Origin of the sequence: Halorubrum persicum (genome assembly GCF_002727125.1) — an archaeon.
Classification (GTDB): domain Archaea; phylum Halobacteriota; class Halobacteria; order Halobacteriales; family Haloferacaceae; genus Halorubrum; species Halorubrum persicum.
Genome location: NZ_NHOA01000043.1, coordinates 87,220 through 112,904, shown reverse-complemented (window position 1 = coordinate 112,904; position 25,685 = coordinate 87,220). Strand labels below are relative to the sequence as shown.

Genomic DNA, 25,685 nt, shown 5'->3' with positions numbered 1-25,685 from the left:
GGTTATCGATCCGCTGCGTCGTTCCCGTCGCACTCGCGTACCGCGTCGAGCAGTTCGCTATCGCCGAATCCGTCGTCGATACGCGCGATCCGGTCGCCGGCCGCCAACACCGCCGCGTTCGCGCCCGCTTCGGAATTCGCCTCCGTCTCTCCCCGTTCCCCGCTCCCGGCTGCGACCGTCACGTCGGCCTCCTCGGCGAGAGCGACCGCTTCGGCCCGGCGCTCGGCAGGGACCGCCGCGAACGGGGGCGCCGTCACCGCCGTCGCGCCCGCGTCGGTCGCGACGCCCGCCGCGGCGTCGCCCTCGGGGACGACCCCGACGGAGACGGCGTGGCCCGCGGCGGCCAGCCGCGCGACCGCTCGCGCCGCCGATCGGCCGCTTCCGACGACGTGGACGCGGCGCGGTTCGCGGGCGTCGGTCGACTCACGGGCGTCGGTCGATTCGGCTCCACCGCTCTCGTCGGCTCCGTCGAGCGCGTCGAACGCGGTGACCGTCGGCGTCCCGGTCGACGGGTTCTCACCGACGAACGCCTCGGCGTCGAACGCGTCCCGGAGGGTCCCCGCCGTCAACACGTCCGCCGGCGGCCCGGCGGCCCGGACGCCGCCGTTCGCGAGGACGACGATCTCGTCGCAGTACCGCGCGGCCACGTCGAGGTCGTGGATCGCCGCGATCGCGGCGCGCTCCCCGTCGACGAGACCCCTGACGAGTTCGAGGGTCCGGACCGCGTGGTTCACGTCGAGACTCGCCGTCGGCTCGTCGAGCAGCAGCGACGGGGTCTCCTGTGCCAGCGCCCGCGCGAGCAGGACCCGCTGGCGCTCGCCGCCGGAGACCTCGGTGATCGCCCGGTCCGCGAAGCGCGCGACCCCGGCCGCGTCCATGGCCTCGCGGACCGCCCGATCGTCGGCCGGCCCGTGACCGTCGAACCGGCCGAGGTGCGGCGTGCGCCCCATCTCGACGATCTGTCGGACGCGGAAGTCGAAGGCGAGGCTCGTCTCCTGCGGGACGCTGGCGACCCGGCGTCCGGCCTCCCGCGGGGACAGCGAGTCGGCGGGGTCGCCGTCGAGCCGGACCTCGCCGGCGTCGGGCGAGAGCGTCCCCTTGATCGCCCGAAGGACCGTCGTCTTCCCCGCGCCGTTCGGGCCGACGAGCCCCACGAGCGACCCGCGCTCGACCCGGAGATCGACGCCCGAGACGACCGGGACATCGCCGAAGGCGACCGACAGGTCACGGACCTCGATCGGTGGGGCCCCGGCGTCGTCGGGCGTGCGGGACGCCCCATCGCCGACGGCGGGGGAGTCGGCGGTCACAGCTCGTGCACCTCCCGGGTCACGAGCAGGTAGACGAAGAAGGGCGCGCCCACGGCGGCGGTGACGATCCCGACGGGGAGCTCCGTGCTCCCGGCCCGCGCCACGGTGTCGGCCGCGACGAGGAACGACCCGCCAGCGAGCGCGGCGCTCGGGAGCAGGACGCGGTGGTCGGGGCCGACGACCAGCCGGAGCATGTGCGGAACGATCAGGCCGACGAAGCCGATGACCCCCGCGAACGCGACGCCCGCGGCCGTGATCAGCGCCGAGGCGCCGAGCAGGATCCGCTTCGTGCGCTCGACCGCGATACCGAGCCCCTGGGCCTCCTCTTCGCCCAGCAGCATGACGTTGAGGTCGCGCGCGTACACCAGGAGGACGCAGAACAGCGGCGGGACGACGACCGCGGTGACGGCGACGTCGCTCCACCCGGCGCCGGAGAGGTGGCCCATCAGCCACGCGACGATCCGCCGGAGCGACTCGCCGGCCTGCAGCTGGAGGTACGAGATGACCGCGCCGAGGAACGTCTGCACGGCGACGCCGGCGAGGAGGAGGGTCGCGACCGGCGTCCGGCCGTGCCGCGTCGCGATGGCGTACACGCCGAAGGCGGCGGCGAGCGCGCCGACGAACGCGAAGAGGCTCACCCCAGCGCCGTGCGAGAGCGCCACGTCGACCGAGCCGACCAGCGGGAGCACCAGGGTCGCCGACAGCGCGGTGGGGAACACGATGAACGCGACCGCACCGACCGCGGCGCCCGAAGACACGCCGATGATCGACGGGTCGGCCATCGGGTTGCGGAAGAACCCCTGCATCACCGTTCCGGCGGCCGCGAGCGCGAACCCCACGAGCGCGGCCATGAGGATCCGCGGGAGCCGGACGCCGACGACGATCTGCTGGTGCACGCGGTCGACGGGGAACGCGAACGGCGACCGGTACACGAGGTCCACCCCCGGAAGCGTAAGCGTCCCGGCGCCCTGGGCGGTCGTCTCCACGCCGGTCGGAACGACGAGCGCGTTCAACACCGCTTTCACCACCGCCGTGGGCGGAACGCGGACGGGACCGATCGCGGCGCTCACCACGGCCACGAGGGCCAGCGTCGCCGCTAACGCCGCCGACCAGCCCGCGGCTCGCCCCCAGGCACTCATTCGTTCTCCAACAAAACTTGTAGTAGGTAAATACTTATTGAACGAGCGCCGTCGTCGACGCGATGCGAGACAGGCACGTCATCGTGATGGCCCTGCTCGTGACGACCGCCCTTCTGGGCGGCGTCGCGGGCCCGGTCGCGGGCGCACAGCCGACGACGGAGCCGACGCCGACCGTCGACTCCCCGAGCGACGGTCCGAGCGTCTCCCAGACGGACGACGCGTGCGGGTTCCCGCTGGAGATCACGGACGCCACGGGGACGACGGTCACGCTCGACGAGCGACCCGAGCGGATCACGACGACGAACCCGTCGGCCGCCCAGACGCTCTGGGAGATCGGCGCGCAGGACCGCGTCGTCGGCGTGACGCAGTACGCCGCCTACCTCGACGGGGCCAGCGAGCGGGCGAACGTCTCGGCCGAGGGGTTCGGCGTCAGCGTCGAGCGCGTCGTCGGCACCGAACCGGACCTCGTGCTCGTCCCGAACGCGTCCTCGGCGAGCACGGCGGAGACCCTCCGCGAGCAGAACCTCACGGTGTACCACTTCGCCGCGGCGACCTCGGTCGATGACATCGCGGCGAAGACGGAGACGACCGGGCGGCTCGTCGGCAACTGCGAGGCCGCCGCCGAGACGAACGCGGAGATGAACCAGGCGGTCGCGGACGCCGAGAACCGCACCGCCGACCTCGACCGCCCCGCCGCGCTGTATCCGCTCGGTGACGGCTACGTCGCCGCGAACAACACGTTCATCAACTCCATCATGGCGGTCGGCGGCGTGGACAACGTCGCCGCCGCCGAGGGCGACGGCTACCCCCAGCTCTCGAGCGAGGTCATCCTCCAGACCGATCCCGAGATCGTCCTCGTCACCGACCCCGAGGCGTCGATCCTCGACGAGGAGCCGTACGCCAGCACGACCGCGGGGCTCGAGGACAACTACGTCGTGATGAACGTGAACTACCTCAATCAGCCCGCCCCGCGGAGCGTCATCGAGTCGACGAGAACGCTCGCGACCGCGGTCGAGGAGCTGCAGACGGGGGGCGAGGGAGCGAGCGACGGCGACGATGAGACGACTGACGGTGACGACGGCGACGACGGAACAAGCGACGGCGACGACGGAACGTCAGGCGGCGATGACGGAACGACCGACGGTGACGACGGCTCGGAGAGCCAAGCGCCCGGGTTCGGCGTCGTGGCGGCTCTGACCGCGGCGCTCGCTGCGGCGCTGATCGCGCGTCGACCGTAGGCGACCTTCGCCCCCTCCAGCGGATCGTTGCCCGCGGCGTGCCCCTTCTCCCGCCGCTACTGGTTCGCCGACCGCGCGTCGAGCGCGACCGGGATCGAGCGCGCGGCCACGTCGCCCGCGAACGCCTCGCCGTCCGCCGCCAGCTGTTCGAAGGTGTCGTAGTGGATCGGAACGACCAGATCCGGGTCCATCGCGTCGGCCAGCTCGGCGGCGGCGCCGCGGTCGGAGACGATCCCGCCGCCCCCGATGTTCGCGAGGAAGACGGACACGTCGAGCTCCGCGAACCCCTCGAACGCGTCGGAGTCCCCCGGCCAGAAGACGGTGCGGTCGCCGAGCCCGAGGAGGAACCCGCAGCCGAGTCCCGGCGGGTGCATGACCGAGCCGTCCGGTCCGGCGTTGGGTCCTTCGGGATCGTTGTACGCGGCGACCGACCAGACGGCGACCTCGCCGGCCGGGGTCGCCACGTCGACGCGCGCCTCGTCGTCGACTCGGATCACGTCGTACTCCTCGGCCAGCGACTCGACCGGCTCCACGTCGCGATCGATCCCCGCGGCGTCGACCGCCTCGTAGATCACGATCGTCGCGTCCTCACGCGCCACGGACCGGATCCCCTCGGGGTCGTAGTGGTGGTCGTGGGTGACGACGACGAGGTCGCCGTCGCGGGCCCAGTAGTCGTCGAGGACGCCGTATCGACCGGGGTCCGTGTAGGCGACGGGGCCGCCCTCGGGCTCCAGTCGCGCCGTCGCGTACCCGAGCCACTCGACCGAGAAGTCGTCGTAATGGACCGTCATGCGCGGGCCTCCGGACGCGGGCGCCTTGAGGGTGGCTATCGCCCTCGCGTCGCCGCTCGCCGGACGCCGGGACGCTCGCCTCTCGACGCGGCCCGGACCGCTACTCGGCGTCTCTGGCGAGGCGCGCGACGCGCTCCAGCGAGTCGGCGTCGGCGACGGATTTGTCCTCGCGGACGCCGACGAACCGCGGGAACCGCAGGGCGTACCCCGACGAGTAGGTGGGGGAGGTCTGGATCTCCTCGTAGCCGACTTCGAGGACCACCTCGGGTCGGATCTCGATCTCGGTCCCCGCCTCGCTCACCACGTGCGGCTCCAGCCGCTCGGTGAGGTCGGCGAGCGCCTCGTCCGTGAGCCCGGTCGCGACCTTGCCGATCGTGTCGAACTCGTCGTCGCCCGCCCGCACGCCGAGCAGGAACGTCCCGAACAGCTCCGCGCGGCGCCCCTCGCCCCACTCCGCGCCGACCACGACGGCGTCGAGCGTCTCCACGTCGGGTTTGCGCTTCAGCCAGTCTTGCCCCCGATCGCCGGGTGTGTACGCCGACTCGGGGTTCTTCAGCATCACGCCCTCGTGGCCCGCGTCAAGCGCGGCCGCCTCCGCCGCCTCGACCGCCGCCGGGTTGTCCGCGAACTCGACGCTCGCGGCCGCGTCGGGGAGGACCGCGCGGAGCCGGTCGTGGCGGACCCGGAGTGGCTCGTCGAGCAGGTCCGCGCCGTCCGCGTGGAGGCAGTCGAACGCGTGGAGCCGGAGGCCGACCTCCTCGCGCATCCGGTCCACGTCGTGTTTCCGGCGGAAGCGCCGCAACACCTCCTGAAACGGGAGCGGGTCGCCGTCGTCGTCGACGGCGACGACCTCGCCGTCGAGAATGAGCGGGTCCGAGACGCGCGCTTCGACGTACTCGACGATTTCCGGGAGCGCGTCGGTCACGTCGTCCATGTTCCGCGAGTAGATCCGCGGGCCGAGCCCGGGGCCGCCGGCAGCGTCGCCGCCGTCGCCACCGACCCCCGGGACGTAGTGGATCTGCACCCGCGCGCCGTCGAACTTGGTCTCGACGGCGACCTCGCCGAACGCCTCGACCGCGTCGGTCGCGGTCCCCGCCTGCGCGAGCATCGCCTGTACCGGCCGACCGACTTCCAGCCCCTCGGCGCGCAGGCCGGCGATCCCCTCATCGCGGGCGAGAACCGCGACGCGGCCGTAGTCGTTGGTCACCTGCAGCGCGCGCTCGGCGGCCGCGACGGCGTCGTCGTCGGCGCGGAGGGTCGGGTCGTCGTCGCTGTCGGCGCCGTCAACCGCCGCGTCGCCGTCGGCGTGCACGTCGCCCTCGGCTTCGCCCGCCAGAAAGGCTTCGGCGATCGCGTCGCGGACGGCTCCCTCGCCGACGCCGAGCCGCATCTCCCCGAGCACCAGCCGCGCGAGCAGCTTCGCCTCGGCGGGCTCACACCTGTTGAACAGCCCGAACAGCGCGTCTCGCTTCCGGGACTCGCTGCCGTCGCCGACGGCGGCCGCCAGCTCGCGCAGCGCCGCGTCGACGCCCGCGACGGTGAGCCGATCGCGCCCCTCGCCGAAGGCGGCGAGCCCGCGCTGGCCGCCGAACTCGAAGCCGGCGGCGACCGCGCCGATCTCGCCGGCCTCGGCCAGCCGGTCCTCCACGTCGGCCGCGGTCACGTTCGGCCCGGCGGCGCGGGCGATCGCCTCGCGACACAGGGCCGGCCCCACGTCGAGCGTCCGAGTGTCGTGCGCGGGGAAGACGCGACCGAGCAGGAACCGGGTGACGGTCGCGAGGTCGTCGCTGTCGCCGGTCCCATCTCCGCCGGGGCCCCCGACGCCGCCGGCGGTCGCGAGCAGGTCGGCGACGAGCCGGGTCGTCTCGATGTCGCCGGGCTCGGCCGCCAGCGCCTCCGCTCGGTCGCCGAACGCTGCGAACTCCATACCCCGAGTCGGCGATCGCTCGGCAAAAGCGCCCCGATACGGGCCGGTCTCGACGACGGGGGACCGCGAGCGACCGCGGGCCGCCGACGCCGCGTGGCGACCGGTCCCACGCCGCCGATCGGGCGCAGACCTTTTTACCGGGCGGAGTCGTCGACCGTCCCATGAGCACCGAGTCCGCCCTCGCCGACGGTGTCCGTGAGGCGCTCGCGGTCGACCCCGAGGAGTTCGACGCCCGCGCCGAGGAGGAGGCGGAGGTCGTCAAGCAGGCGCTCCGCGACGGCGCCTTCGACAACCACCAGTCGATCGTCGGCTTCGAGTACGAGTTCTACGCGGTCGCCGACGGGCGGTGGAGCGAGGAGTCGCGCGCGGGCGAGTACGCCCTGATGCGGGTCCCTCGTCGGCTGCTGGAGCTGATGGGGTTCGAGAAGGAGCTCGGGCTCCACAACGCCGAGATGTCGACGAGCCCGCAGCCGCTGTCAGACCACGGGCTCCGGGCGCAGCTCGCGGAGGTCCGGGCGCGGCTGGAGGCCGCGGAGAACACCGCGGGCGTCGAGGGGATGCGGCTCGTTTCGGACGGCCTCTGGACGATCCCGCCGGCCGGGGAGACGGCCCGCGGGTACCTCACCGACAGCGTCGACGTCGACGGGGTCACCGTCGCCGTCAACATGAGCGACGCGGTCCGGTACCACGCGATGGCGAACGCGGGCACAGAGGGGCGACACGGGACGGTCGTCGAGGCGCCGGGGGTGTCGCTCGCGGCGGACACGGTGATGCCCGAGAGCCTCATCACGTCGATCCAGCCGCACTACCAGGTCGCGCAGGCCGAGACGCTGCCGCGGCACTTCCGGTACGCGCTCCGGATCGCCGGCCCCCTGCTCGCGCTCGGGGTCAACTCGCCGCTCTTCCCGCCGGACCTGTACGACGACGGGTGGGACGGTGAGCGCGTCCTCGCGGAGGGTGCGACGGAGAACCGGATCCACGTGTTCGAGTCGGTGCTCAACGCACGCACCGACGGGAGGAAGGTCCGGTTCCCGCGGGAGTTCCACGACGTCGAGACCGCCGTCGACCGGGTCACCGCCGACGAGACGCTGATCCCGATGCCGGAACCCGACGGCACCGACCGGTTCGACGACGAGTTCGCGACGTTCCGGACGAAACACGGCAGCTACTGGCGGTGGGTCCGCCCCGTCTTCGAGGGCGCGAGCCGGTCGAGCGCCAACGCCCGGATCGAGTTTCGCCCGATCCCCGGGCAACCCACCGTCCGCGACTCGATCGCGTTCCAGGCGGCGTTCGCCGGGCTCATGCAGGCGCTCCCCCAGCGGGAGCACCCCGTCATCGGGCTCGACTGGGGGACCGCCCGCGACAACTTCTACGCCGCGGTCGCCGACGGGCTCGGCGCGGAGATCGAGTGGATCGGCCTCGACGGCGAGCGCACGACCGACACCGACGCGCTGTACGCGGACCTCCTCGACCACGCCGAGGCGGGCCTCCGGACGGCGGGCTGCCCCGAGGAGGAGGCGGCCGCGTGGCTCGCCCCGCTCCGGTGGCGAGTGGCGAACCGGACGACGCCGGCGAGTTGGAAGCGCGACCGCGTCCGCGAGCGCCTCGACGCCGGCGACGACTTCGACACCGCGGTCCACGACACCCAGCGCGAGTACATCGACCGGCAGGCCGAGACGCTCATCGAGGGCGGCTTTTCGGCGTGGCTGAACGGGGAGTGAGGCAGCCCCTGGGGTGACCGGAGAGTGGGGCAACTCCGGCGGCTGGGGCGACCGCAGACCGCGCGCTGACCGCGCGCCGGCTTCGTCCGGAACGAAACGAACGTCTATTCCGTTTATCTACCCGGTTCCGAAACCACATCACGCCGATCGCCTCCGTGTGTGTATAATGTGTATAAGGACGAACCAATCCGTTGATGTCGTGCGATTTTCCGTATCGACGCTCGAACGTCGAGCGCGCTCAGCCGGGCCGTTTTTGCAGTCGGCACAAGTGTTAAGTTCTCCACCGTGTTTCTGTCAGTCGATGACAGACATCACGGAGGCTTCGTCGGACACCCCGGCGGATCGAGTTCTTCCAGGGCACGATAGCTTCTAACATCGATATCGGTCCTGTACGGATCTTCGACACGACGTTACGAGACGGTGAACAGTCACCGCGCACGTCGTTCAGCTACGACGAGAAACGCCGCATAGCGGCGACGCTGGACGACATGAACACCCACGTCATCGAGGCGGGGTTCCCGGTGAACTCGGACGCGGAGTTCGAGGCAGTGAGCGACATCGCCGCCGCGACGGACACCACCGTCTGCGGGCTGGCGCGGGTCGTCGAGGGCGACATCGACGCCGCCATCGACTCCGGCGTCGAGATGGTCCACGTGTTCGTCTCGACCAGCGACGTACAGCTGGAAGATTCGATGCACGCGACCCGGCAGGAGGCGAAACAGCGCGCGGTCGACGCCGTCGAGCAGGTGAAAGACGCCGGCGTCGAATGCATGTTCTCGCCGATGGACGCGACGCGGACCGACCCCGACTACCTGCGCGAGATCGTCGAGGCGGTCAGCGACGCGGGCACCGACTGGATCAACATCCCGGACACGTGTGGGGTCGCGATGCCGACCAGCTTCGGGAAGACGGTGAAGGCGGTCGTCGAGGCGACCGACGCCCGCGTCGACGTGCACACCCACGACGACTTCGGGATGGCCGCGGCGAACGCGGTCACCGGCTTCGAGAACGGCGCGGAGCAGGCGCAAGTGTCGGTCAACGGGATCGGCGAGCGCGCCGGCAACGCCGCCTACGAGGAGGTCGTGATGGCCGTCGAGTCGGTGTACGGCGTCGACACCGGGATCGACACGACCCAGATCACCAAGCTGGCGCGGATCGTCGAGGAGGCCTCGGACATCCCGGTGCCGGCGAACAAACCCGTCACCGGGCGGAACGCGTTCGCCCACGAGTCGGGCATCCACGCCGCCGGCGTCATCGAGAACGCCGACACGTTCGAGACCGGCGTGATGACCCCGGAGATGGTCGGAGCCGAACGCGAGTTCGTGCTCGGGAAACACACCGGCACCCACAGCGTGCGCAAGCACCTGGTGGAGGCCGGCTTCGACCCGAGCGACAGCGAGGTCCGGCGCATCACCAAGCGCGTCAAGGAGTACGGCTCCGGCAAGCGGCAGGTGACCGCCGGCGACGTCGAGCGGTTCGCCGAGGAGGCGGACGTCGACCGCGAGGAGGAGGTCCGGGTCTGATGGCCGCCTCCCTGCGCGGGGAGCCCGCCGAGCGACGGCCGTACGGGCGCGCGGACGGGATCGCCCCCGCCCGGAGCCGGTCTGCCGGTTCCGTTCCCCGACAGGGATTTATACCCCGGACGCGTTGGTCGAGCCGAGATGCGACGGCGCTTCCAGACCCCGACGACCGCCGATGTCGCCGGAGCCGTCGCGCCGATCATTGTAGGGGTATAACCCCCTACATCACCCTTTCCTCACCGACGCCACGCATCGACGAACGCCACCGAGCGAGCCAGTTCTCGTCCGGCGACTCGGCGTTCGGACCGACCCACTCTCACACCCGCGAGATGCACCACCGAACACCACCACGACAATGAGCGACACAGCAGCACAGCCACGAGAGGACGACGCGGACGAATCCGCCGAGACCGGCACCGACGATCCGAACGACGCCGACGGTCCCGCCGCGGGACCGGTGTCGACCGGCGCAGAGTCGGTCGTCGCCGCGCTGGAGGCCGCCGGCGCAGAGACCGCCTTCGGCGTTCAGGGCGGCGCGATCATGCCCGTCTACGACGCGCTGTACGACTCCTCGATCCGCCACGTGACGATGGCCCACGAGCAGGGCGCGGCGCACGCCGCCGACGCCTACGGCGTCGTCGCCGGCGAGCCAGGCCTCTGTCTGGCGACCTCGGGGCCGGGGGCGACGAACCTCGTCACCGGCATCGCCGACGCCGACATGGACTCCGACGCGATGTTGGCGCTGACCGGACAGGTGCCCACCGAGTTCGTCGGTAACGACGCGTTCCAGGAGACCGACACGGTCGGCGTCACCCGCCCGATCACGAAGCACAACTACTTCGCGGACGGCGCGGACTCCGTCGGCGACACCGTCGGCGAGGCGTTCGAGCTGTCGCGCGCCGGGCGGCCCGGCCCGACGCTCGTCGACCTCCCGAAGGACGTGACGCAGGACGAGACCGACGAGACGCCCGGACCGGCGACCCCGCCGGCCGGCACCGACCCCGACCCGAACGCCGACCCCGACGCGGTCGAGGAGGCCGCCCGCGCGATCGAGGCGGCCGACCGACCCGTGTGCCTGTTCGGCGGCGGCGTGATCAAGGCCGACGCGAGCGACGCCGCGCGCACCTTCGCGCGGACGTACGGCATCCCGGTGACGACGACGATGCCCGGCATCGGCTCGTTCCCCGAGGACGACGACCTCTGTCTCTCGTGGGCCGGGATGCACGGCACCGGCTACGCCAACATGGCGATCACTCACACCGACTGCCTGATCGCGGTCGGCACCCGGTTCGACGACCGGCTGACGGGCGGGATCGACACGTTCGCGCCGGAGGCCGAGGTCGTCCACGTCGACATCGACCCCGCCGAGATCTCGAAGAACGTCTTCGCCGACTACCCGCTGATCGGCGACGCCGGGCGCGTCCTCGACCAGCTGACCGCGGCGGTCCGCGAGGCGCCGGACGCCGAGGCGTGGCGCGATCGCTGTGCGGAGTGGAAGGAGACGTACCCGCTCACGTACGCGACGCCGGACGACGAGCCGCTGAAGCCGCAGTTCGTCGTCGAGGCGTTCGACGAGGCGACCGACGACGACACCATCGTGACGACCGGCGTGGGGCAACACCAGATGTGGGCATCGCAGTTCTGGACGTACACGGAGCCCCGGACGTGGGTCTCCTCGCACGGGCTCGGCACGATGGGATACGGCGTGCCCGCCGCCGTCGGCGCGCGCGTCGCGGCCGACACGATGGGCGAGCCCGACCGCGACGTGGTGTGTTTCGACGGCGACGGCTCCTTCCTGATGACGATGCAGGAGCTGTCGGTGGCCGTCCGCGAGGACCTCGACATCACGATCGCCGTGCTCAACAACGAGTACATCGGCATGGTGCGCCAGTGGCAGGACGCCTTCTACGAGGGCCGTCACATGGCCTCCGACTACACGTGGATGCCCGAGTTCGACAAGCTCGCGGAGGCGTTCGGCGCCTTGGGCCTCCGCGTCGACGACTACGACGAGGTCGCGCCGGCGGTCGAGGAGGCCCTCGACTACGACGGCCCGGCCGTGATCGACTTCCACATCGACCCGGAGGAGAACGTGCTGCCGATGGTGCCGAGCGGCGGTGCGAACGGGAAGTTCGCCACCACGGAGGACCAGCTATGAGCGGGGACGCATCCGAATCTCGGCCCGCACCCAGCGAACAGCCCGGCCCCGAGGAGCGCGACCACCCCGACGGGCGCCGGAACCTCGAAGGGATCCGCATCGACCCCGTCGTCGAGGCGGAACACGAGTCGCGCCGCGCCGTCATCTCGGCGCTGGTGGAGGACGAACCGGGCGTGCTCGCGCGCGTCTCCGGACTCGTCTCCCGCCGCCAGTTCAACATCGAGAGCCTCACCGTCGGCCCGACGACCGTGGACGGTCACTCCCGGATCACGATGGTCGTCGAGGAGACGGACCCCGGCATCGACCAGATCGAAAAGCAGATGGCGAAGCTGAAGCCGGTCATCTCCGTCGGCGAGGTCGCCGGCGACGCGGTCACCTCGGAGCTCGTCCTGCTGAAGGTCGAGGCCGACGACCCGGCCGCGGTCCACGCGGTCGCCGAGATGTACGACGGCCGGACGGTCGACGCCGGTCCGGAGACGATCACCGTCGAACTCACCGGCGACAACGCCAGCATCGACAACGCGATCGGCGCCTTCGAGCGGTTCGGCATCGTCGAGATCGCGCGCACCGGGCCGACCGCCCTCGCGCGCGGCAACACGCCGACGGCGCCCGGAGAGAAGCCCGGAACGGCCGGCGAACCGACGACGCACGACGACTGACACGCGAACGCACGCATACACACACGATTCACATGACTGAAGACGACACACAGACGTTCGACTCGACCGTATACTACGACGAAGACGCCGACGAGGAGGCGATCGCTCACAAGACCGTAGCCGTACTCGGCTACGGCTCGCAGGGCCACGCGCACGCTCAGAACCTCTCCGAGAGCGGCGTCGACGTGATCGTCGGCCTCCGAGAGGACAGCTCTTCCCGAAGCGCCGCCGAGAGCGACGGGCTCCGCGTCGAGACCCCCGCGGACGCCGTCGCCGAGGCCGACATCGTCAGCGTGCTCGTACCCGACACGGTCCAGCCGGACGTGTACGAGAACGCCATCGAGCCGAATCTGGAGGCGGGCGACACGCTCCAGTTCGCGCACGGGTTCAACATCCACTACAACCAGATCCAGCCGCCCGAAGACGTCGACGTGACGATGGTCGCGCCGAAGTCGCCGGGCCACCTCGTCCGCCGCAACTACGAGAACGACGAGGGGACGCCCGGTCTGCTGGCGGTGTATCAGGACGCGACCGGGGACGCCCACGACCAGGGGCTCGCGTACGCGGCCGCCATCGGCTGTACCCGCGCCGGCGTCGTCGAGACGTCGTTCCGCGAGGAGACCGAGACCGACCTGTTCGGCGAGCAGGCCGTCCTCTGCGGCGGCGTCACCTCGCTCGTGAAGCAGGGGTACGAGACGCTGGTCGACGCCGGCTACTCCCCGGAGATGGCCTACTTCGAGTGTCTCAACGAGCTCAAGCTCATCGTCGACCTGATGTACGAGGGCGGGCTCGGCGAGATGTGGGACTCCGTCTCCGACACCGCCGAGTACGGCGGGCTCACGCAGGGCGACGTGGTCGTCGACGAGCACGCCCGCGAGAACATGGAAGAAGTCTTAGAGAAGGTCCAGAACGGCGAGTTCGCCCGCGAGTGGATCGCGGAGAACCAGGCGGGACGCCCCTCCTACACCCAGCTCCGGACCGCGGAGAAGAACCACGAGATCGAGGCCGTCGGCGAGGAGCTGCGCGGCCTGTTCGCGTGGCAGGACGAGGGCGAAGAAGACGAGGAAGAGAGCGCCGAGGTGACCGCCTGATGGGCGTACGCGGCGGCGAGAACCGGACGGACGGGACCGTGCGGTCGGCGCGCCACGCAGGTGTGTGCCGATGAGCGAGGGAACGCTGTACGACAAGGTGTGGGACCGGCACAAGGTGACTCGGCTGCCCACCGGGCAGGACCAGCTGTTCGTCGGGCTCCACCTCGTCCACGAGGTCACCAGCCCGCAGGCGTTCGGCATGCTGCAGGAGCGCGGGCAGGAGGTCGCGTTCCCGGAGCGCACGCACGCGACGGTCGACCACATCGTGCCGACCGGCAACCGCGATCGCCCCTACCGCGACGACGCGGCCGAGAGCATGATGGCGGAGCTGGAGGAGAACGTCCGGGACTCCGGCATCGACTTCTCCGATCCGGACTCCGGCGATCAGGGGATCGTCCACGTCATCGGGCCGGAGCAGGGACTCACCCAGCCGGGGATGACGATCGTCTGTGGCGACTCGCACACGTCGACGCACGGCGCGTTCGGCGCGCTGGCGTTCGGCATCGGCACGTCGCAGATCCGCGACGTGCTGGCGACGGGCTGCGTCGCCATGGAGAAACAGAAGGTCCGCAAGATCGAGGTCACGGGCGAGCTCGGCGAGGGCGTCACCGCGAAGGACGTCATCCTGACGATCATCGGGAAGCTCGGGACCGACGGCGGCGTCGGCTACGTGTACGAGTACGCCGGCGAGGCCATCGAGGACCTGGGGATGGAGGGGCGGATGTCCATCTGTAACATGTCGATCGAGGGCGGCGCCCGCGCGGGCTACGTCAACCCCGACGAGACCACCTACGAGTGGCTGAAAGGGACGGACGCCTTCGCCGACGATCCCGAGGAGTTCGAGCGGCTGAAGCCCTACTGGGAGTCGATCCGGACCGACGACGACGCGGAGTACGACGACGTCGTCACCATCGACGGCTCGGCGATCGAGCCGACGGTGACGTGGGGGACCACGCCCGGCCAGACCGCGGGCATCACCGAGCCGATCCCGGATCCCGACGACCTCCCCGAGGAGGACCGCGACACGGCGCGACGCGCGCAGAAGCACATGCGCGTCGAGCCCGGCGACACGATGGAGGGGTACGACATCGACGTGGCGTTCCTCGGCTCGTGTACCAACGCGCGGCTGAAGGACCTCCGCGAGGCCGCGGCGTTCGTCGAGGGCCGCGAGGTCGCCGACGACGTGCGCGCGATGGTCGTCCCCGGCAGCCAGCGCGTCCGCGACGCCGCGGAGGCCGAGGGGCTCGACGAGGTGTTCAAGGAGGCCGGTTTCGACTGGCGCGAACCCGGCTGTTCGATGTGTCTCGGCATGAACGACGACCAGCTCGAGGGCGACGAGGCGAGCGCCTCCTCGTCGAACCGGAACTTCGTCGGCCGGCAGGGATCGAAGGACGGGCGCACGGTGCTGATGAGTCCGATCATGGTCGCGGCCGCGGCGGTGACCGGCGAGGTCACCGACGTCCGCGAGATGGAGGAGGTGGCGACCGTATGAGCTCGCCCGAGTTCAGCGCCGGCGAGGCGCCGGCGGAGAAGGTCACCGAGGTCTCCGGCACCGGGATCCCGGTCCGGGGCAACGACATCGACACCGACCAGATCATCCCGGCGCGGTTCATGAAGGTCGTCACCTTCGACGGGCTGGGCCAGTTCTCCTTCTTCGACCAGCGGTTCGACGACGACGACAACGAGAAGGACCACCCGTTCAACGAGGAACAGTACCGGGGCGCGAACGTGTTGGTCGTCAACGCCAACTTCGGCTGCGGCTCCTCGCGCGAACACGCCCCGCAGGCGCTGATGCGCTGGGGGATCGACGCGGTCGTGGGCGAGTCGTTCGCGGAGATTTTCGCGGGGAACTGCCTCGCGCTCGGGGTACCGACCGTCACGGCCGACCAGGATGACATCGAGGCGCTCCAGGACTACGTCGAGGCCAATCCCGACGCCGAGGTCGACATCGACGTGGCCGCGGAGACGATCACCTACGACGACACCGTGATCGACGCGGAGGTTCACGACGCGCAGCGGAAGGCGCTCGTCGAGGGCGTCTGGGACACCACGGCGCTGATGGGTGCGAACGAGGAAGCGGTCCGCGAGACCGCCCGGTCGCTGCCGTACGTCCCGGCCGAACACGTCGCGGAGGACGAGGCGTGAGCCGCGAGGTCGTCGTCATCGAGGGCGACGGGATCGGCCGCGAGGTCATCCCTGCAGCCGTCGAGGTGCTGAAGGCGCTTCCCGTCGACTTCGAGTTCGTCGAGGCGGACGCGGGCGACGCGACCAAAGAGGCGACCGGCGAGGCGCTCCCGGCGGAGACGTACGACCTCGCCGCGGACGCGGACGCGACGCTGTTCGGCGCGGCCGGCGAGACCGCCGCCGACGTGATCCTTCCGCTCCGGGACGCCGTGAACTCGTTCGTCAACGTCCGGCCCGCCAGGGCCTACCCCGGCGTCGACGCGGTCCGACCGGAGACGGACGTGGTCTTCCTCCGCGAGAACACCGAGGGCGTCTACTCGGGCCACGAGGACCGACTCTCGGACGACCTCTCGACGCTGACGCGGGTCGTCACCTCCTCGGCCTCCCGCGAACTGGCCGAGTACGCCTGCGAGTTCGTCGAAGACGGCCGAGGCCCCGCCGGCGACCCCGACGAGGGGTTCACCGTCGCGCACAAGGCCAACGTGATGCGCGAGACGGACGGCCGCTTCCGCGAGGAGGTGCTCGCGGTCGCCGAGGAGCGCGGCGTCGACGCCGACGAGGAGCTGATGGACGCGTTCGCCACGAAGCTCCCGCTCGACCCGAGCCAGTACGGCGTGATCGTCTGTCCGAACCTCGCGGGCGACGTGCTCTCCGATCTGGCGGCCGGTCTCGTCGGCGGGCTCGGCCTGCTCCCCTCGGCGAACGTCGGCCACGACAACGCGCTGTTCGAGCCGGTTCACGGCACCGCGCCCGACATCGCCGGCGAGGGGATCGCCAACCCGACCGCGACGATCCTCTCCGCGGCCATGCTGCTGGAGTACCTCGGCCACGCCGAGGAGGGCCAGCGGGTGCGTGCCGCCGTGGAGGGCGTGCTCTCCGACGGTCCGCGCACCGGCGACCTCGGAGGCGACGCGACGACCGACGAGGTCACCGCGGCGATCGTCGACCGGCTGTAGGCGTCGCCCGCCGCGTTCGATGCGCGCCGGCCGTGCTGTCGCTTCGGCGTGCGATCGAGCGCCCGACGTTCGACGGTGTGCGACCGAGACCCGCGGACCACGGGCGAACCACAAGAAAGGAAACCCTGCGGCCCGTCGGCTCGGGTATGAGCAACTACGAAGTCGCGATGGAAGCAGCCTGGTTGGTCCGTGATGTCGAGGAGACCGACGACGCCATCGGCGTCGCGGTCAGCGAAGCCGGCAAGCGACTCAACGAGACGGACAAGCAGTACGTCGAGGTCGAACCCGGCGTCACCGGCTGTCCGGTCTGCGGGGAGCCGTTCGACGCCGCGTTCCTCGCCGCGAACACCGCTCTCGTCGGTCTCCTCTTAGAGATCGACATCTTCAACGCCGACAGCGAAGAGCACGCCGAGCGGATCGCGAAAAGCGAGGTCGGCGGCGCGCTCCGCGACGTTCCCCTCGAGGTCATCGAGGTCATCGAGACCGAGGGCGACGAGGAGGACGCCGACGTCGACGCCGGGCAGTAACCACGACCAACCGACGATAGCCGGAACGGTCGACGCGCCGCACTGATCGCGGGAGCGGCGGTCTGCGCGGCGCTCCCGCGAAATCGGTCGTCGTCGAAACCTTTTCTAATAACCCCGAGTTATTCAGCGTATGGAACTCCCGACGCCACAGGACCTCCGCGAGCGGCGGACGACGCTGGAGCTGACCCAGAGCGAACTCGCGGACGCGGCGGACGTCTCGCAGCCGCTCATCGCCCGTATCGAAGGCGGGGACGTCGACCCGCGGCTCTCGACGCTCCGGCGGATCGTCAACGCGCTGCAGGAGGCGGAGGGCGAGGTCGTTCGCGCGAGCGACCTGATGAACGAGACGGTGATCAGCGTCGCCCCCGACGACGCGGTGCGCGAGGCGGTCGACCTGATGGAGGAGGAGGCGTACTCGCAGCTCCCGGTGCTTCAGAACGGCGTCCCGGTCGGCTCGATCAGTCAGGGCGACGTGATCCACGCCGGCGAGAACGTCGGCGACCACCCGGTCAGCGAGGTGATGAGCGAGTCGTTCCCCACCGTCGCGCCGGGCGCGACCGTCGACGAGGTCCGGAACCTCCTCGACCACTACAAGGCGGTGATGGTGACCGACGGCGGCGAGACGGTCGGGATCATCACCGAGGCCGACATCGCCGCGCACCTCTCGTAAGACGCACCCGGGTCCCCACGGAGTTTGAGACGTGCCGCGACGGTGAACCTACCCCTCCCGGCGCTCAGAGAGCCGCTCCCAGATTTCCGTACAGCCGATCCCGTCCTCGATGTCGTCGAGGTGACCCGTGCCGTCGTCGGGTTCGCGATCGGGCTCTTCCGCGTCCGCGTCGTTCTCGGCGCCCTCTCGCTCCTCGTCGCTCGTCTGGGGGTCCGCCCGATCGGTCATCGTCCCTCCTGGTCGGCGTCGAACAGTTCGGGCGCTACGTCCGCGGACGCGTGTTGTCGGTACTCGGCGTCGTCGACCCGACTAGCGGGTCGATCGCCGCTGGAGTCGGGAACCGTCTCGGTCATTACGCCGTCGTAAGCGCGCACGAGCCATAAGTACCGTCACACATGTAAATCGAACCACCACTCACCGATACCGGATTTCGTGTCCGGTAGTGCGGAAGAAACTCTCACGCGGTATCGCGGCGCAGTCGTGCGATCTGTCGCATACGCGGCGTCATCGAAACGGTCGCCGATTGCGAGCACCGTCACCCATTGGGTCCTCCCGGGCGTATCGGACGTGTGACCACTCGTTTGCGCGTCCTCGACGACGGGGCGTGGATCTCCGTCAACGACGACCGAAAAGTGCGTGTCAGCGAGCTGTGGCGCCTCGACGCGCCGGATCTGTGCGAGTGTGCGCTCACCGATCTGGTCGTCGAGAACTTCCAGTCGGTCGGCGCCGACGGCTCGACCGTTGAGGTGCAGGTGTACGGCCAGTGTATCGCGTGCGGGGAGAAGGGAACCACCGGGTGGATCCCCGTCGGGCGGGTACGCGGGGGTGAGTTCGCCGAACTCGACCGATCCGCGGTCCGCCGCGTGCGACGGTGAAGATGACGGCAACACGTGCCACCGTGATGCAGCACCGCCGAATGTTGACCCGACGCGGTCGCCTATGGGGGCGTCGGCTGTAGGGGCTCTCGATGCCAACGGACGTCGAGAACTGGAAATCGGAGGTGTACGGCAACGAGATCCGCGACCGCTTGTTCGAGTTCGCCGAGGCGGGGTTCGACTCGATCCCGGACGACGAGCGCGACGCGTGGTTCGAGCGGTTCAAATGGTGGGGGCTGTACCACCAGCGGAACGGACAGGAGGGGTATTTCATGATGCGGATCGGAACCCCGAACGGCGTGCTCGAACCGGGACAGCTTCGGGTTGTCGGGGAAATCGCCGACGAGTACGCCCGCGGCCCGGGAGTGAACCCGATCTTCGGCGACGTGTACGCCGATTTCACCACCCGCCAGTCGATCCAGCTCCACTGGATCGAGCTGTCGGACGTGCCGGCGATCTTCGAGAAGTTGGAGGAGAACGGGCTCTCGACGCAGCAGGCCTGCGGGGACTCCTGGCGGAACATCGTCGGAAATCCGGTCGCGGGAAAGGACGGGCAGGAGGTGATCGACGCGTGGCCGGTGATCCGCGACCTCAACGAGCGGTTCAAAGGGGACGACGACCACGCGAACCTCCCGCGAAAGTGGAAGGTGTCCGTGACCGGGTCCGCCGACGGCTCCGGGCAGGGCGACATCAACGATCTCGCGTTCGAGCCCGCGTATAAGGCGGTCACCGGAGGAAACGGCGGCGACGGCGACGAGAGCGAGGACGCCGTCGGCTTCAACGTCCGCGTCGGCGGGGGGCTTTCGCGCAACGAGCCGCGGCTCGCCCGCGACATCGACGTCTGGGTGCCGCCGGAGAGGGTGCCGGACGTCGCCGGCGGCCTCTCCGCGCTGTTCCGCGACTACGGCGACCGCGAGGACCGGTACAACGCGCGGGTGAAGTTCCTCGTCGACGAGTGGGGCGCGGACGAGGTCCGCGAGACGCTTCAGGAGGAGTACGTCGACTTCGAACTCGAATCCGCCGGACGCGACGTTCGCGAGGAGTACACGTACAACGCCGGCGAGGGCGAGCGCAACGACCTGATCGGCGTCCACGACCAGAAGGACGGGACGAACTTCGTCGGGCTGAACGTGCTCGTCGGGCGGATGGGCGCGGACGACGTGCTCGAACTGGCGGATCTCGCCGACGAGTACGGCTCCGGCGAGGTCCGCCTCTCGCAGCGCCAGAACGTCATCGTCACCGACGTGCCGGACGCGGCGCTCGACGAGTTCCTCGACGAGCCTCTCTTGGAGCACTACTCGTCGGAGCCGTCCCCGTTCATGCGCGGTTCGGTCGCGTGTACCGGCACGGAGTTCTGCTCGCTGTCGATCGTCGAGACGAAGAACCGGCAGGTCCGGTTCGCCCGCTGGCTGAAAGCGAACGTCGACCTCCCGGCCGACGTCGACGAGTTCCACATCCACCTCTCCGGCTGTACGGCCTCGTGCGCGCAGCCTCAGATCGCCGACGTGAGCCTGCGCGGGATGAAGACCCGCAAGGACGGGGACCCGGTCGAGGCGCTCGACGTGGGCCTCGGCGGCGGGCTCGGCGAGAACCCGCAGTTCGCTCGGTGGGTCACCCAGCGCGTGCCGGTCGACGAGGTGCCCGGTGCGATCGCGAACCTGATCGAGAGCTTCGCCGCCGAGCGCGAGGAGGGCGAGTCGTTCCGGGCGTTCGTCGCCCGCCACGACGACGAGGAACTGGACGCCTTCGTCGACCCGGAAGAGACCGACTACGAGGACCCGATGATGCACAACACGAAGCGGACGTGGTACCCGTACGCCGAGGAAGACTCGATGGAGGACGCGCCGCTGACCCCGGCGGACGACTGACGATGCGAGCGACTGACTCGGAGGCGGTCCGATGAGCGATCGCCTGCTCCGCGTGAACGCTTACACGACCCTCGACCTCGTGGAGGGTCGCGCTCGCGGCCACGAGTTCGATGTCGCCGCGCCCGGCGTCGTGAACGTCACCGCGCCCAGAGAGGACCCGGAACAGGTCACGCTGGCGGTCGAACTCGACGACACGGCGCTCGGCGACCTCCCCGCCCACGCCGACGAGGTCGATCTCTCGGTGGCGCAGGCGCGGACCCTCGCCGAGGCGCTGGCGTCGACGGCGGACCGGGTCGAGGCCGCGCAAAACGGTGGTGCCAACTCTTCGTAACTGAACGGTGCGGTGGCGCGTGCCGACGAGCGGCCGTCGGCCGCGAGTCGCTTGCGGGAGGTCGCCGGCGGCACAGCCGCCGGCTGCCAGAGGCACGAAGCGCTTCGCGGCCGGGGATCTGGAGGGATTCGTTCCCGACTCGGAACCAACGATTCACCAGTGGGCGGTTGCGTCTCTGGACGCGTTTACCGTCGAGCCGAAGTTGGATATTTATAAGCGATCGAGAGCGGTATCGACGGCGACCGGTTATAGCTCCAGTCCGCGGATCGCGACGCTTCCCTCGTCGCCCTCGCCGTCTTCCACCCGCCCGATCACGCGTCCGTCGGTCTCGGCGGCCAGCGACTCGGCCGCGTCGGGGTCGACGGCGGCGACGAAGCCGGTTCCCATGTTGAACGTCCGGTGCATCTCCTCGTCGGAGACGCCCCCCTCCGACTGCACGAACTCGAAGACCGGCTGGGGGTCGAAGGCGTCCTCGACGACGTACCGGTTGGCGCCGAGCCGCGTCAGGTTGGTCCAGCCGCCCCCGGTGACGTGGGCCGCGCCGCGCACGCCGTGCTCCCGCATCGGGTCGAGCAGGTCGGTGTAGATGCGGGTCGGCTCCAGCAGCGCCTCGCCGACCGTCTCGTACCCCTCGAACGGACAGGGGTCGGTGTACTCGTGATCGCGGGTCGCGGCCTCGCGCGCGAGCGTGAGCCCGTTCGAGTGGATCCCGGAGGAGCGCCAGCCGACGAGGGCGTCGCCCGGCTCCGCCTCGCCGTCGAAGACGGCGTCCTTCGCGGCGAGGCCGGCGCAGGTCCCGGCCAGGTCGAGCCCGCGGATCACGTCGGGCATCACCGCGGTCTCGCCGCCGACGAGCTCCATGTCGGCGAGGCCGGCGCCGCGCGCGAGCCCCTCGCCGACCTGCTCGGCGAACCGCTCGTCGGGCTCGTCGACCGCGAGGTAGTCGACGAACGCGACGGGGCGGACGCCGGCGGCGACCAGGTCGTTGACGTTCATCGCGATGCAGTCGACGCCGACCGTCGAGTAGTCGCCGAGCGCCTCGGCGACGAGGAGCTTCGTCCCCACGCCGTCGGTCGCCAGCGCGAGGTAGCGGTCGCCGATGTCGAGCAGGCCGGCGTAGTCGCCCTCGCCCTCGCCGACCGCGCCGATCAACGCGGCCGTCGCCGCCTCGCTGGCGCCGATGTCGACGCCGGCGTCCGCGTAGGTGAGTTCGTCCACGGCACCGTCCCCGCCACTGCTTCCGTCGTCTCCGCCGTCGCCCTCGGTCATGTGTGTCGAGGGACGCCCGCGGAGCAAAAGCGCACCGTTCCCCGCGAGGCGGAGGTCCGCGATGTCGGTCGTCGCCGACCGCGGTGCCCGGCTCAGAACGGTCCGCCGAAGCCGAGCCCGAGCACGAACACGAGCCCGACCGTGAGCAGGACGGAGAGCGCGAAGAAGCCGGCCCACACGCCCTTGCTCCACCCGATCACGGTCTTCCCGTCGAGGGGGCCGTACGGGATCAGGTTGAACGCCGCGAGGAAGACGTTGATCGCGATCCCGCGGGAGCCGATCAGCGTGACCACCGGACTCCCGATCACGGGGCCGAGCAGGAGCGCCGGCACGAACACGACCGTGAGCAGGAGGTTGACCACCGGCCCCGCCAGCGCGATGTGACCGTGCTCACGGGGCGTCAGCCGGCCTCGGTGGTGGACCGCGCCCGGCGCGGCGAAGATGAACCCGAGGAGCGAGCTCATCACCGCCAGAAACAGCATGCTGTTGTCCGCGCGGAACTCGGCCACCTGGTCGTAGTGGACCGCGACGACCTTGTGGGCGATCTCGTGGAGCAGGAACGCGACGCCCGCGGTGAGCAGTCCGACCAGCAGCGGCGGAAAGACGCCCGCCGCGAGCAGCCGATCGAAGCCGGCGGTGCCGTTCACGAAGAAGAACGTGAACGCGACGCCGAGCGCGAGCCACGCGACCAGCAGGTCGCGGATCTCGGTCCCGCTGAAGTAGAGCCCGGCTATCCGCCGGCCCTGAACGGTTCCGCTCACGCGTTCACCTCACGGACACGCCGGGAGGCGCCCGTCCCGAGGGGCCGGATCACGCTCCCCCCGTGATCGCGCGTCGGAGCAGTTCCGCGCCGGTGCTCGCCCCTTCGATCATGAGCCGCCCCACCTCGTCGACGCCGCCAACGTCGCCGAACATCGCGGGGATGACGTACACCGCGAAGAGGAAGCTCGCGACGATGCTCCCGATGTTCGTCATCGCGACCACGACGATGAGCTTGAACAGGGGGACGTCGAGCATCGCGGAGACCAGCTCCGAGGGCGACTGCGTCTCGTCGGAGAGCAGCTCGTTGAGCTGCCCGATGTCACCGACGTTCACCGTCAGATTTCGCAGCTCGACGTAGCCCGTGAACCAGCCGGGCGCGAGCACCGGGTTGATCGAGGTCATCCACGCGACGGCGCCGCCGACCCCGGCCGAGGCCCAGCGAGCTCCCGCGAGCTTCGCGAACGCGAACGCGAACGCGCCGTTGATCAGGAACCACGCGCCGAACAGCCGGAAGAGGAACGCGTTCTCCACGCCGGCGAGCGCGAGCAGGACGAAGAAGCCGACGAAGCCGACGGTGATCGCGTAGCCGACCGCCTTCTTCCACGGGAGCCCGCGCCCGCGCTCCTTCCCGACGAGGTCCTCCATCGGCGGGAGGGAGGCGGGGTTCGCGAGATACTCTTCGATCCCCGCGCGGTGGCCCGCGCCGACGACGGCGACCACGTCGTAGCCGGCCTCGCGGAGGGCGACGAGCCGGTGGGCGATGAAGGCGTCGCGCTCGTCGATGAGCGCCTCCGCGCCGCCCGGGGAGAACTGGCGGAACTCCTCCATCATCATCGTCACCACGTCGGTGTCGGTCAGGTCCTCCATCCCGAGCTCCTCGATCCCGCCGTGTTCGGGCTCGCTGGCCCCCCGTCCGACGACGCTCATCGCGAGCGACGCGAGCACGCCGAGCGTCAGCCCCAGCGACACGCCCAGCCCGAGGCTCCCGACCGCCCGCACGGTGAATCCGCCGAGGTACGTCGCGACGATCCCGTCGATCGCGCCGACCGCGGCGGCGGTGACCCCGGCGGCGACGCCCAGCGCCGCCGCGGCGTAGAGTCGTCCGTCGGGTGAGAGCGCGACTTTCCCGACCTGATCGACCGCGACCGCGACCGCGACCGCGGCGAGCACGCCGCCGGTGACGCTCGTTAACAGCGCGTCGGTGACCCCGACGCTCCCGCCGAAGAGCCCGATCACGGGGCCGGCGAGGATCCCGACGAACAGCCCCACCAACACCCCGACGACGCGGGAGTCGGTGACGCCGAACGCGAGCCCGCCGACCATCCGTAGCTTCTCCGTGACCGACATCCGGGCCCAGAAGCGCTGGATCGTCGTCTGGATGTCCCGATCGACCAGCGCCACGTCGATGCCGAGCCCCTCGGCGACGTCGATGGCGGCCCGCATGTCGGCGCCGGGCTCGATGTCGAAGCGGTCGCCGAGCTGTGTCTGGACGTACGAGAGCATCCAGTACGCGAGGAACTGGAAGACGGTGTTCCCCCGCAGCAGGTCGCTGGCGTCGAGATCCTCCGGGCTCTCGCCGTTCATCTGTCGGTACCGCCCCTCGTCGAGCTCGACGGCGACCACGTCGGGCCGCTCGCGTTCGATCGTCTCCTCGACCTCGTCGACGGACTGCTTGGAGACGTGCGCGGTGCCGACCACCGTCACCGAGCCGTCCCCGTCGCCGCCGGAGGGCGTTCCGACCGTCCCGCTCGCGGGGGTATTCTCGTCGCCGGCGGCCGCCGCCGGGTCGCTCGCCGTCGGGGGCGGGGACGCGCCGTCGGATCCCCCTGGCGTCTCTGTCATTGCCACGACGTACTTCGTCGCCGCGTTTAGGGTTTGTGAGTCGGTGACCTCCGTCTCCCACTCGATGATCCAACAAATTTGTATTCTCACGGGGCGGAGGGCCAGATATGTCGCGGCTGTTGCCCTCCCTCCCCGACGCAACCCCCGAAGACCGCGAACCCCGGGTGGTCGGCGTCGACGACGACGACGCGGACGAGCTCATCGCCGCCCTCGGCTCCGAGACGGCGCGCGAAATCCTCACGCGACTCCACGACGAGCCGGCGACCAAATCGGAGCTCGCCGACGCCGTCGACACCTCGCTCCAGAACGTCCAGTACCACCTCTCGAAGCTCGACGGCGCCGACCTCGTCGACGTCATCGACACGACCTACTCCGAGAAGGGCCGCGAGATGGACGTGTACGCGGCCGCCGACGAGCCGCTCGTGCTGTTCGCCGGCGGCTCCGAGGGGTCGCGCGGGATCAAGTCCGCCCTGATGCGACTGCTCGGCGGCTACGGGATCATCGGGCTCGCGGCGTTCGCGGCCCAACGGGTCCTCTCGGTGGCGGGACCGACGGCCCGCGTGGCCAAGAACGCGGGCGGCGACGCCGCGACCGAGGACAGCGGGGGCGGCCCGTCCATCGAGACGACGCCCGACAGCGGCGCGGGCGGAGAGGTCGACGGCACCGTCGAGTACGTCGTCGACCCGCTGGCGGAGTACGCGGTCTCGCTGCTCGAGCCGGGCGTCATCTTCTTCCTCGGCGCCGCGCTCGTGTTCACGGTCGGCTGGGCGTACTGGTACTGGGGCGGTCGCTGAGGGGGCCGCTACCCGATCGAGGCGCCGACGCCCCCGCCGGCGCTCGCGTGGGACAGCTA

24 protein-coding genes are annotated in these 25,685 nt (G+C 70.6%); 15 read left to right on the top strand and 9 right to left on the bottom strand.

Going from position 1 to position 25,685, the window contains the following annotated elements; all coding sequences use genetic code 11:
• Window positions 1–2: 2 nt before the first annotated feature.
• Together DJ69_RS07390 and btuC are read right to left on the bottom strand one after the other, a co-directional pair.
• Complete coding sequence (locus tag DJ69_RS07390) at window positions 3–1,307, bottom strand: ATP-binding cassette domain-containing protein (RefSeq protein ID WP_099255033.1); 1,305 nt, start codon at window positions 1,305–1,307, stop codon at window positions 3–5.
• Entirely contained in the window at window positions 1,304–2,446 is a 1,143-nt protein-coding gene (gene btuC / locus DJ69_RS07385; RefSeq protein WP_099255032.1) for a vitamin B12 ABC transporter permease BtuC, read from the bottom strand. The genes DJ69_RS07390 and btuC overlap by 4 nt, the downstream gene beginning before the upstream one ends.
• A gap of 62 nt (window positions 2,447–2,508) precedes the next feature.
• Between btuC and DJ69_RS07380 the strand changes: the two genes are divergently transcribed.
• Window positions 2,509–3,684, top strand: a complete 1,176-nt coding sequence (locus DJ69_RS07380; RefSeq protein WP_099255031.1) for a PGF-CTERM-anchored ABC transporter substrate-binding protein — start codon at window positions 2,509–2,511, stop codon at window positions 3,682–3,684.
• Between the two features lie 56 nt (window positions 3,685–3,740).
• On the opposite strand, the gene DJ69_RS07375 is transcribed toward DJ69_RS07380, so the two are convergent.
• Window positions 3,741–4,475: an MBL fold metallo-hydrolase gene (locus DJ69_RS07375; RefSeq protein WP_099255030.1), complete on the bottom strand. Its 735-nt coding sequence runs from the start codon at window positions 4,473–4,475 to the stop codon at window positions 3,741–3,743.
• A gap of 100 nt (window positions 4,476–4,575) precedes the next feature.
• Window positions 4,576–6,402 carry an ATP-dependent DNA ligase LigA gene (gene ligA / locus DJ69_RS07370; RefSeq protein WP_099255029.1) on the bottom strand — a complete coding sequence of 609 codons (1,827 nt, stop codon included), beginning with the start codon at window positions 6,400–6,402 and terminating at the stop codon, window positions 4,576–4,578.
• 161 nt (window positions 6,403–6,563) lie between these two features.
• Between ligA and DJ69_RS07365 the strand changes: the two genes are divergently transcribed.
• The 10 genes from DJ69_RS07365 (at window position 6,564) to DJ69_RS07320 (ending at window position 17,885) form a co-directional block, all read left to right on the top strand.
• Complete coding sequence (locus tag DJ69_RS07365; protein WP_099255028.1) at window positions 6,564–8,123, top strand: hypothetical protein; 1,560 nt, start codon at window positions 6,564–6,566, stop codon at window positions 8,121–8,123.
• A gap of 341 nt (window positions 8,124–8,464) precedes the next feature.
• Entirely contained in the window at window positions 8,465–9,646 is a 1,182-nt protein-coding gene (locus DJ69_RS07360) for a LeuA family protein (protein ID WP_444681576.1), read from the top strand.
• A gap of 352 nt (window positions 9,647–9,998) precedes the next feature.
• Window positions 9,999–11,798, top strand: coding sequence for a biosynthetic-type acetolactate synthase large subunit (gene ilvB, locus DJ69_RS07355; RefSeq protein WP_099255027.1), 1,800 nt, complete (start codon window positions 9,999–10,001; stop codon window positions 11,796–11,798).
• Window positions 11,795–12,457, top strand: coding sequence for an acetolactate synthase small subunit (ilvN, locus tag DJ69_RS07350; RefSeq protein WP_099255026.1), 663 nt, complete (start codon window positions 11,795–11,797; stop codon window positions 12,455–12,457). Before ilvB ends, ilvN begins: the two co-directional genes overlap by 4 nt.
• A gap of 32 nt (window positions 12,458–12,489) precedes the next feature.
• The gene (ilvC, locus tag DJ69_RS07345) at window positions 12,490–13,548 is read left to right on the top strand and encodes a ketol-acid reductoisomerase (RefSeq protein ID WP_099255025.1); all 1,059 of its coding nucleotides are present in this window, start codon (window positions 12,490–12,492) and stop codon (window positions 13,546–13,548) included.
• A gap of 70 nt (window positions 13,549–13,618) precedes the next feature.
• A complete protein-coding gene (gene leuC, locus DJ69_RS07340) occupies window positions 13,619–15,040 on the top strand; it encodes a 3-isopropylmalate dehydratase large subunit (protein ID WP_099255024.1) in 1,422 nt (473 codons plus the stop codon).
• Window positions 15,037–15,693, top strand: coding sequence for a 3-isopropylmalate dehydratase small subunit (gene leuD / locus DJ69_RS07335; protein ID WP_099255023.1), 657 nt, complete (start codon window positions 15,037–15,039; stop codon window positions 15,691–15,693). Before leuC ends, leuD begins: the two co-directional genes overlap by 4 nt.
• Entirely contained in the window at window positions 15,690–16,688 is a 999-nt protein-coding gene (locus DJ69_RS07330; protein WP_099255022.1) for an isocitrate/isopropylmalate dehydrogenase family protein, read from the top strand. The genes leuD and DJ69_RS07330 overlap by 4 nt, the downstream gene beginning before the upstream one ends.
• A 146-nt stretch (window positions 16,689–16,834) precedes the next feature.
• Window positions 16,835–17,215 carry a DUF555 domain-containing protein gene (locus tag DJ69_RS07325; protein WP_099255021.1) on the top strand — a complete coding sequence of 127 codons (381 nt, stop codon included), beginning with the start codon at window positions 16,835–16,837 and terminating at the stop codon, window positions 17,213–17,215.
• Between the two features lie 130 nt (window positions 17,216–17,345).
• A complete protein-coding gene (locus tag DJ69_RS07320) occupies window positions 17,346–17,885 on the top strand; it encodes a CBS domain-containing protein (protein WP_099255020.1) in 540 nt (179 codons plus the stop codon).
• 48 nt (window positions 17,886–17,933) lie between these two features.
• Here the strand turns inward: DJ69_RS07320 and DJ69_RS07315 are convergent, their stop codons facing one another.
• The gene (locus DJ69_RS07315) at window positions 17,934–18,113 is read right to left on the bottom strand and encodes a hypothetical protein (RefSeq protein ID WP_099255019.1); all 180 of its coding nucleotides are present in this window, start codon (window positions 18,111–18,113) and stop codon (window positions 17,934–17,936) included.
• Window positions 18,110–18,238, bottom strand: a complete 129-nt coding sequence (locus DJ69_RS19010) for a hypothetical protein (protein WP_275539512.1) — start codon at window positions 18,236–18,238, stop codon at window positions 18,110–18,112. The genes DJ69_RS07315 and DJ69_RS19010 overlap by 4 nt, the downstream gene beginning before the upstream one ends.
• Before the next feature lie 216 nt (window positions 18,239–18,454).
• On the opposite strand from DJ69_RS19010, the gene DJ69_RS07310 reads away from it, so the two are divergent.
• The 3 genes from DJ69_RS07310 (at window position 18,455) to DJ69_RS07300 (ending at window position 20,959) form a co-directional block, all read left to right on the top strand.
• On the top strand, window positions 18,455–18,760 hold the full coding sequence (locus DJ69_RS07310; RefSeq protein ID WP_180271745.1) for a hypothetical protein: 306 nt from the start codon (window positions 18,455–18,457) through the stop codon (window positions 18,758–18,760).
• Between the two features lie 92 nt (window positions 18,761–18,852).
• The gene (locus tag DJ69_RS07305; protein WP_099255017.1) at window positions 18,853–20,628 is read left to right on the top strand and encodes a nitrite/sulfite reductase; all 1,776 of its coding nucleotides are present in this window, start codon (window positions 18,853–18,855) and stop codon (window positions 20,626–20,628) included.
• A 31-nt stretch (window positions 20,629–20,659) separates the two neighbouring features.
• Entirely contained in the window at window positions 20,660–20,959 is a 300-nt protein-coding gene (locus DJ69_RS07300) for a DUF6360 family protein (RefSeq protein ID WP_099255016.1), read from the top strand.
• 246 nt (window positions 20,960–21,205) lie between these two features.
• Here DJ69_RS07300 and purM read toward each other — a convergent pair whose 3' ends face one another.
• The 3 genes from purM to DJ69_RS07285 form a co-directional block, all read right to left on the bottom strand.
• Window positions 21,206–22,228: a phosphoribosylformylglycinamidine cyclo-ligase gene (gene purM / locus DJ69_RS07295; RefSeq protein WP_099255015.1), complete on the bottom strand. Its 1,023-nt coding sequence runs from the start codon at window positions 22,226–22,228 to the stop codon at window positions 21,206–21,208.
• Window positions 22,229–22,320: 92 nt separating this feature from the next.
• Complete coding sequence (locus DJ69_RS07290; protein ID WP_099255014.1) at window positions 22,321–22,989, bottom strand: zinc metalloprotease; 669 nt, start codon at window positions 22,987–22,989, stop codon at window positions 22,321–22,323.
• A gap of 49 nt (window positions 22,990–23,038) precedes the next feature.
• Window positions 23,039–24,832, bottom strand: a complete 1,794-nt coding sequence (locus tag DJ69_RS07285; RefSeq protein ID WP_099255013.1) for a TraB/GumN family protein — start codon at window positions 24,830–24,832, stop codon at window positions 23,039–23,041.
• Between the two features lie 107 nt (window positions 24,833–24,939).
• On the opposite strand from DJ69_RS07285, the gene DJ69_RS07280 reads away from it, so the two are divergent.
• Window positions 24,940–25,626, top strand: a complete 687-nt coding sequence (locus tag DJ69_RS07280; protein WP_099255012.1) for an ArsR/SmtB family transcription factor — start codon at window positions 24,940–24,942, stop codon at window positions 25,624–25,626.
• Window positions 25,627–25,685: the final 59 nt, after the last annotated feature.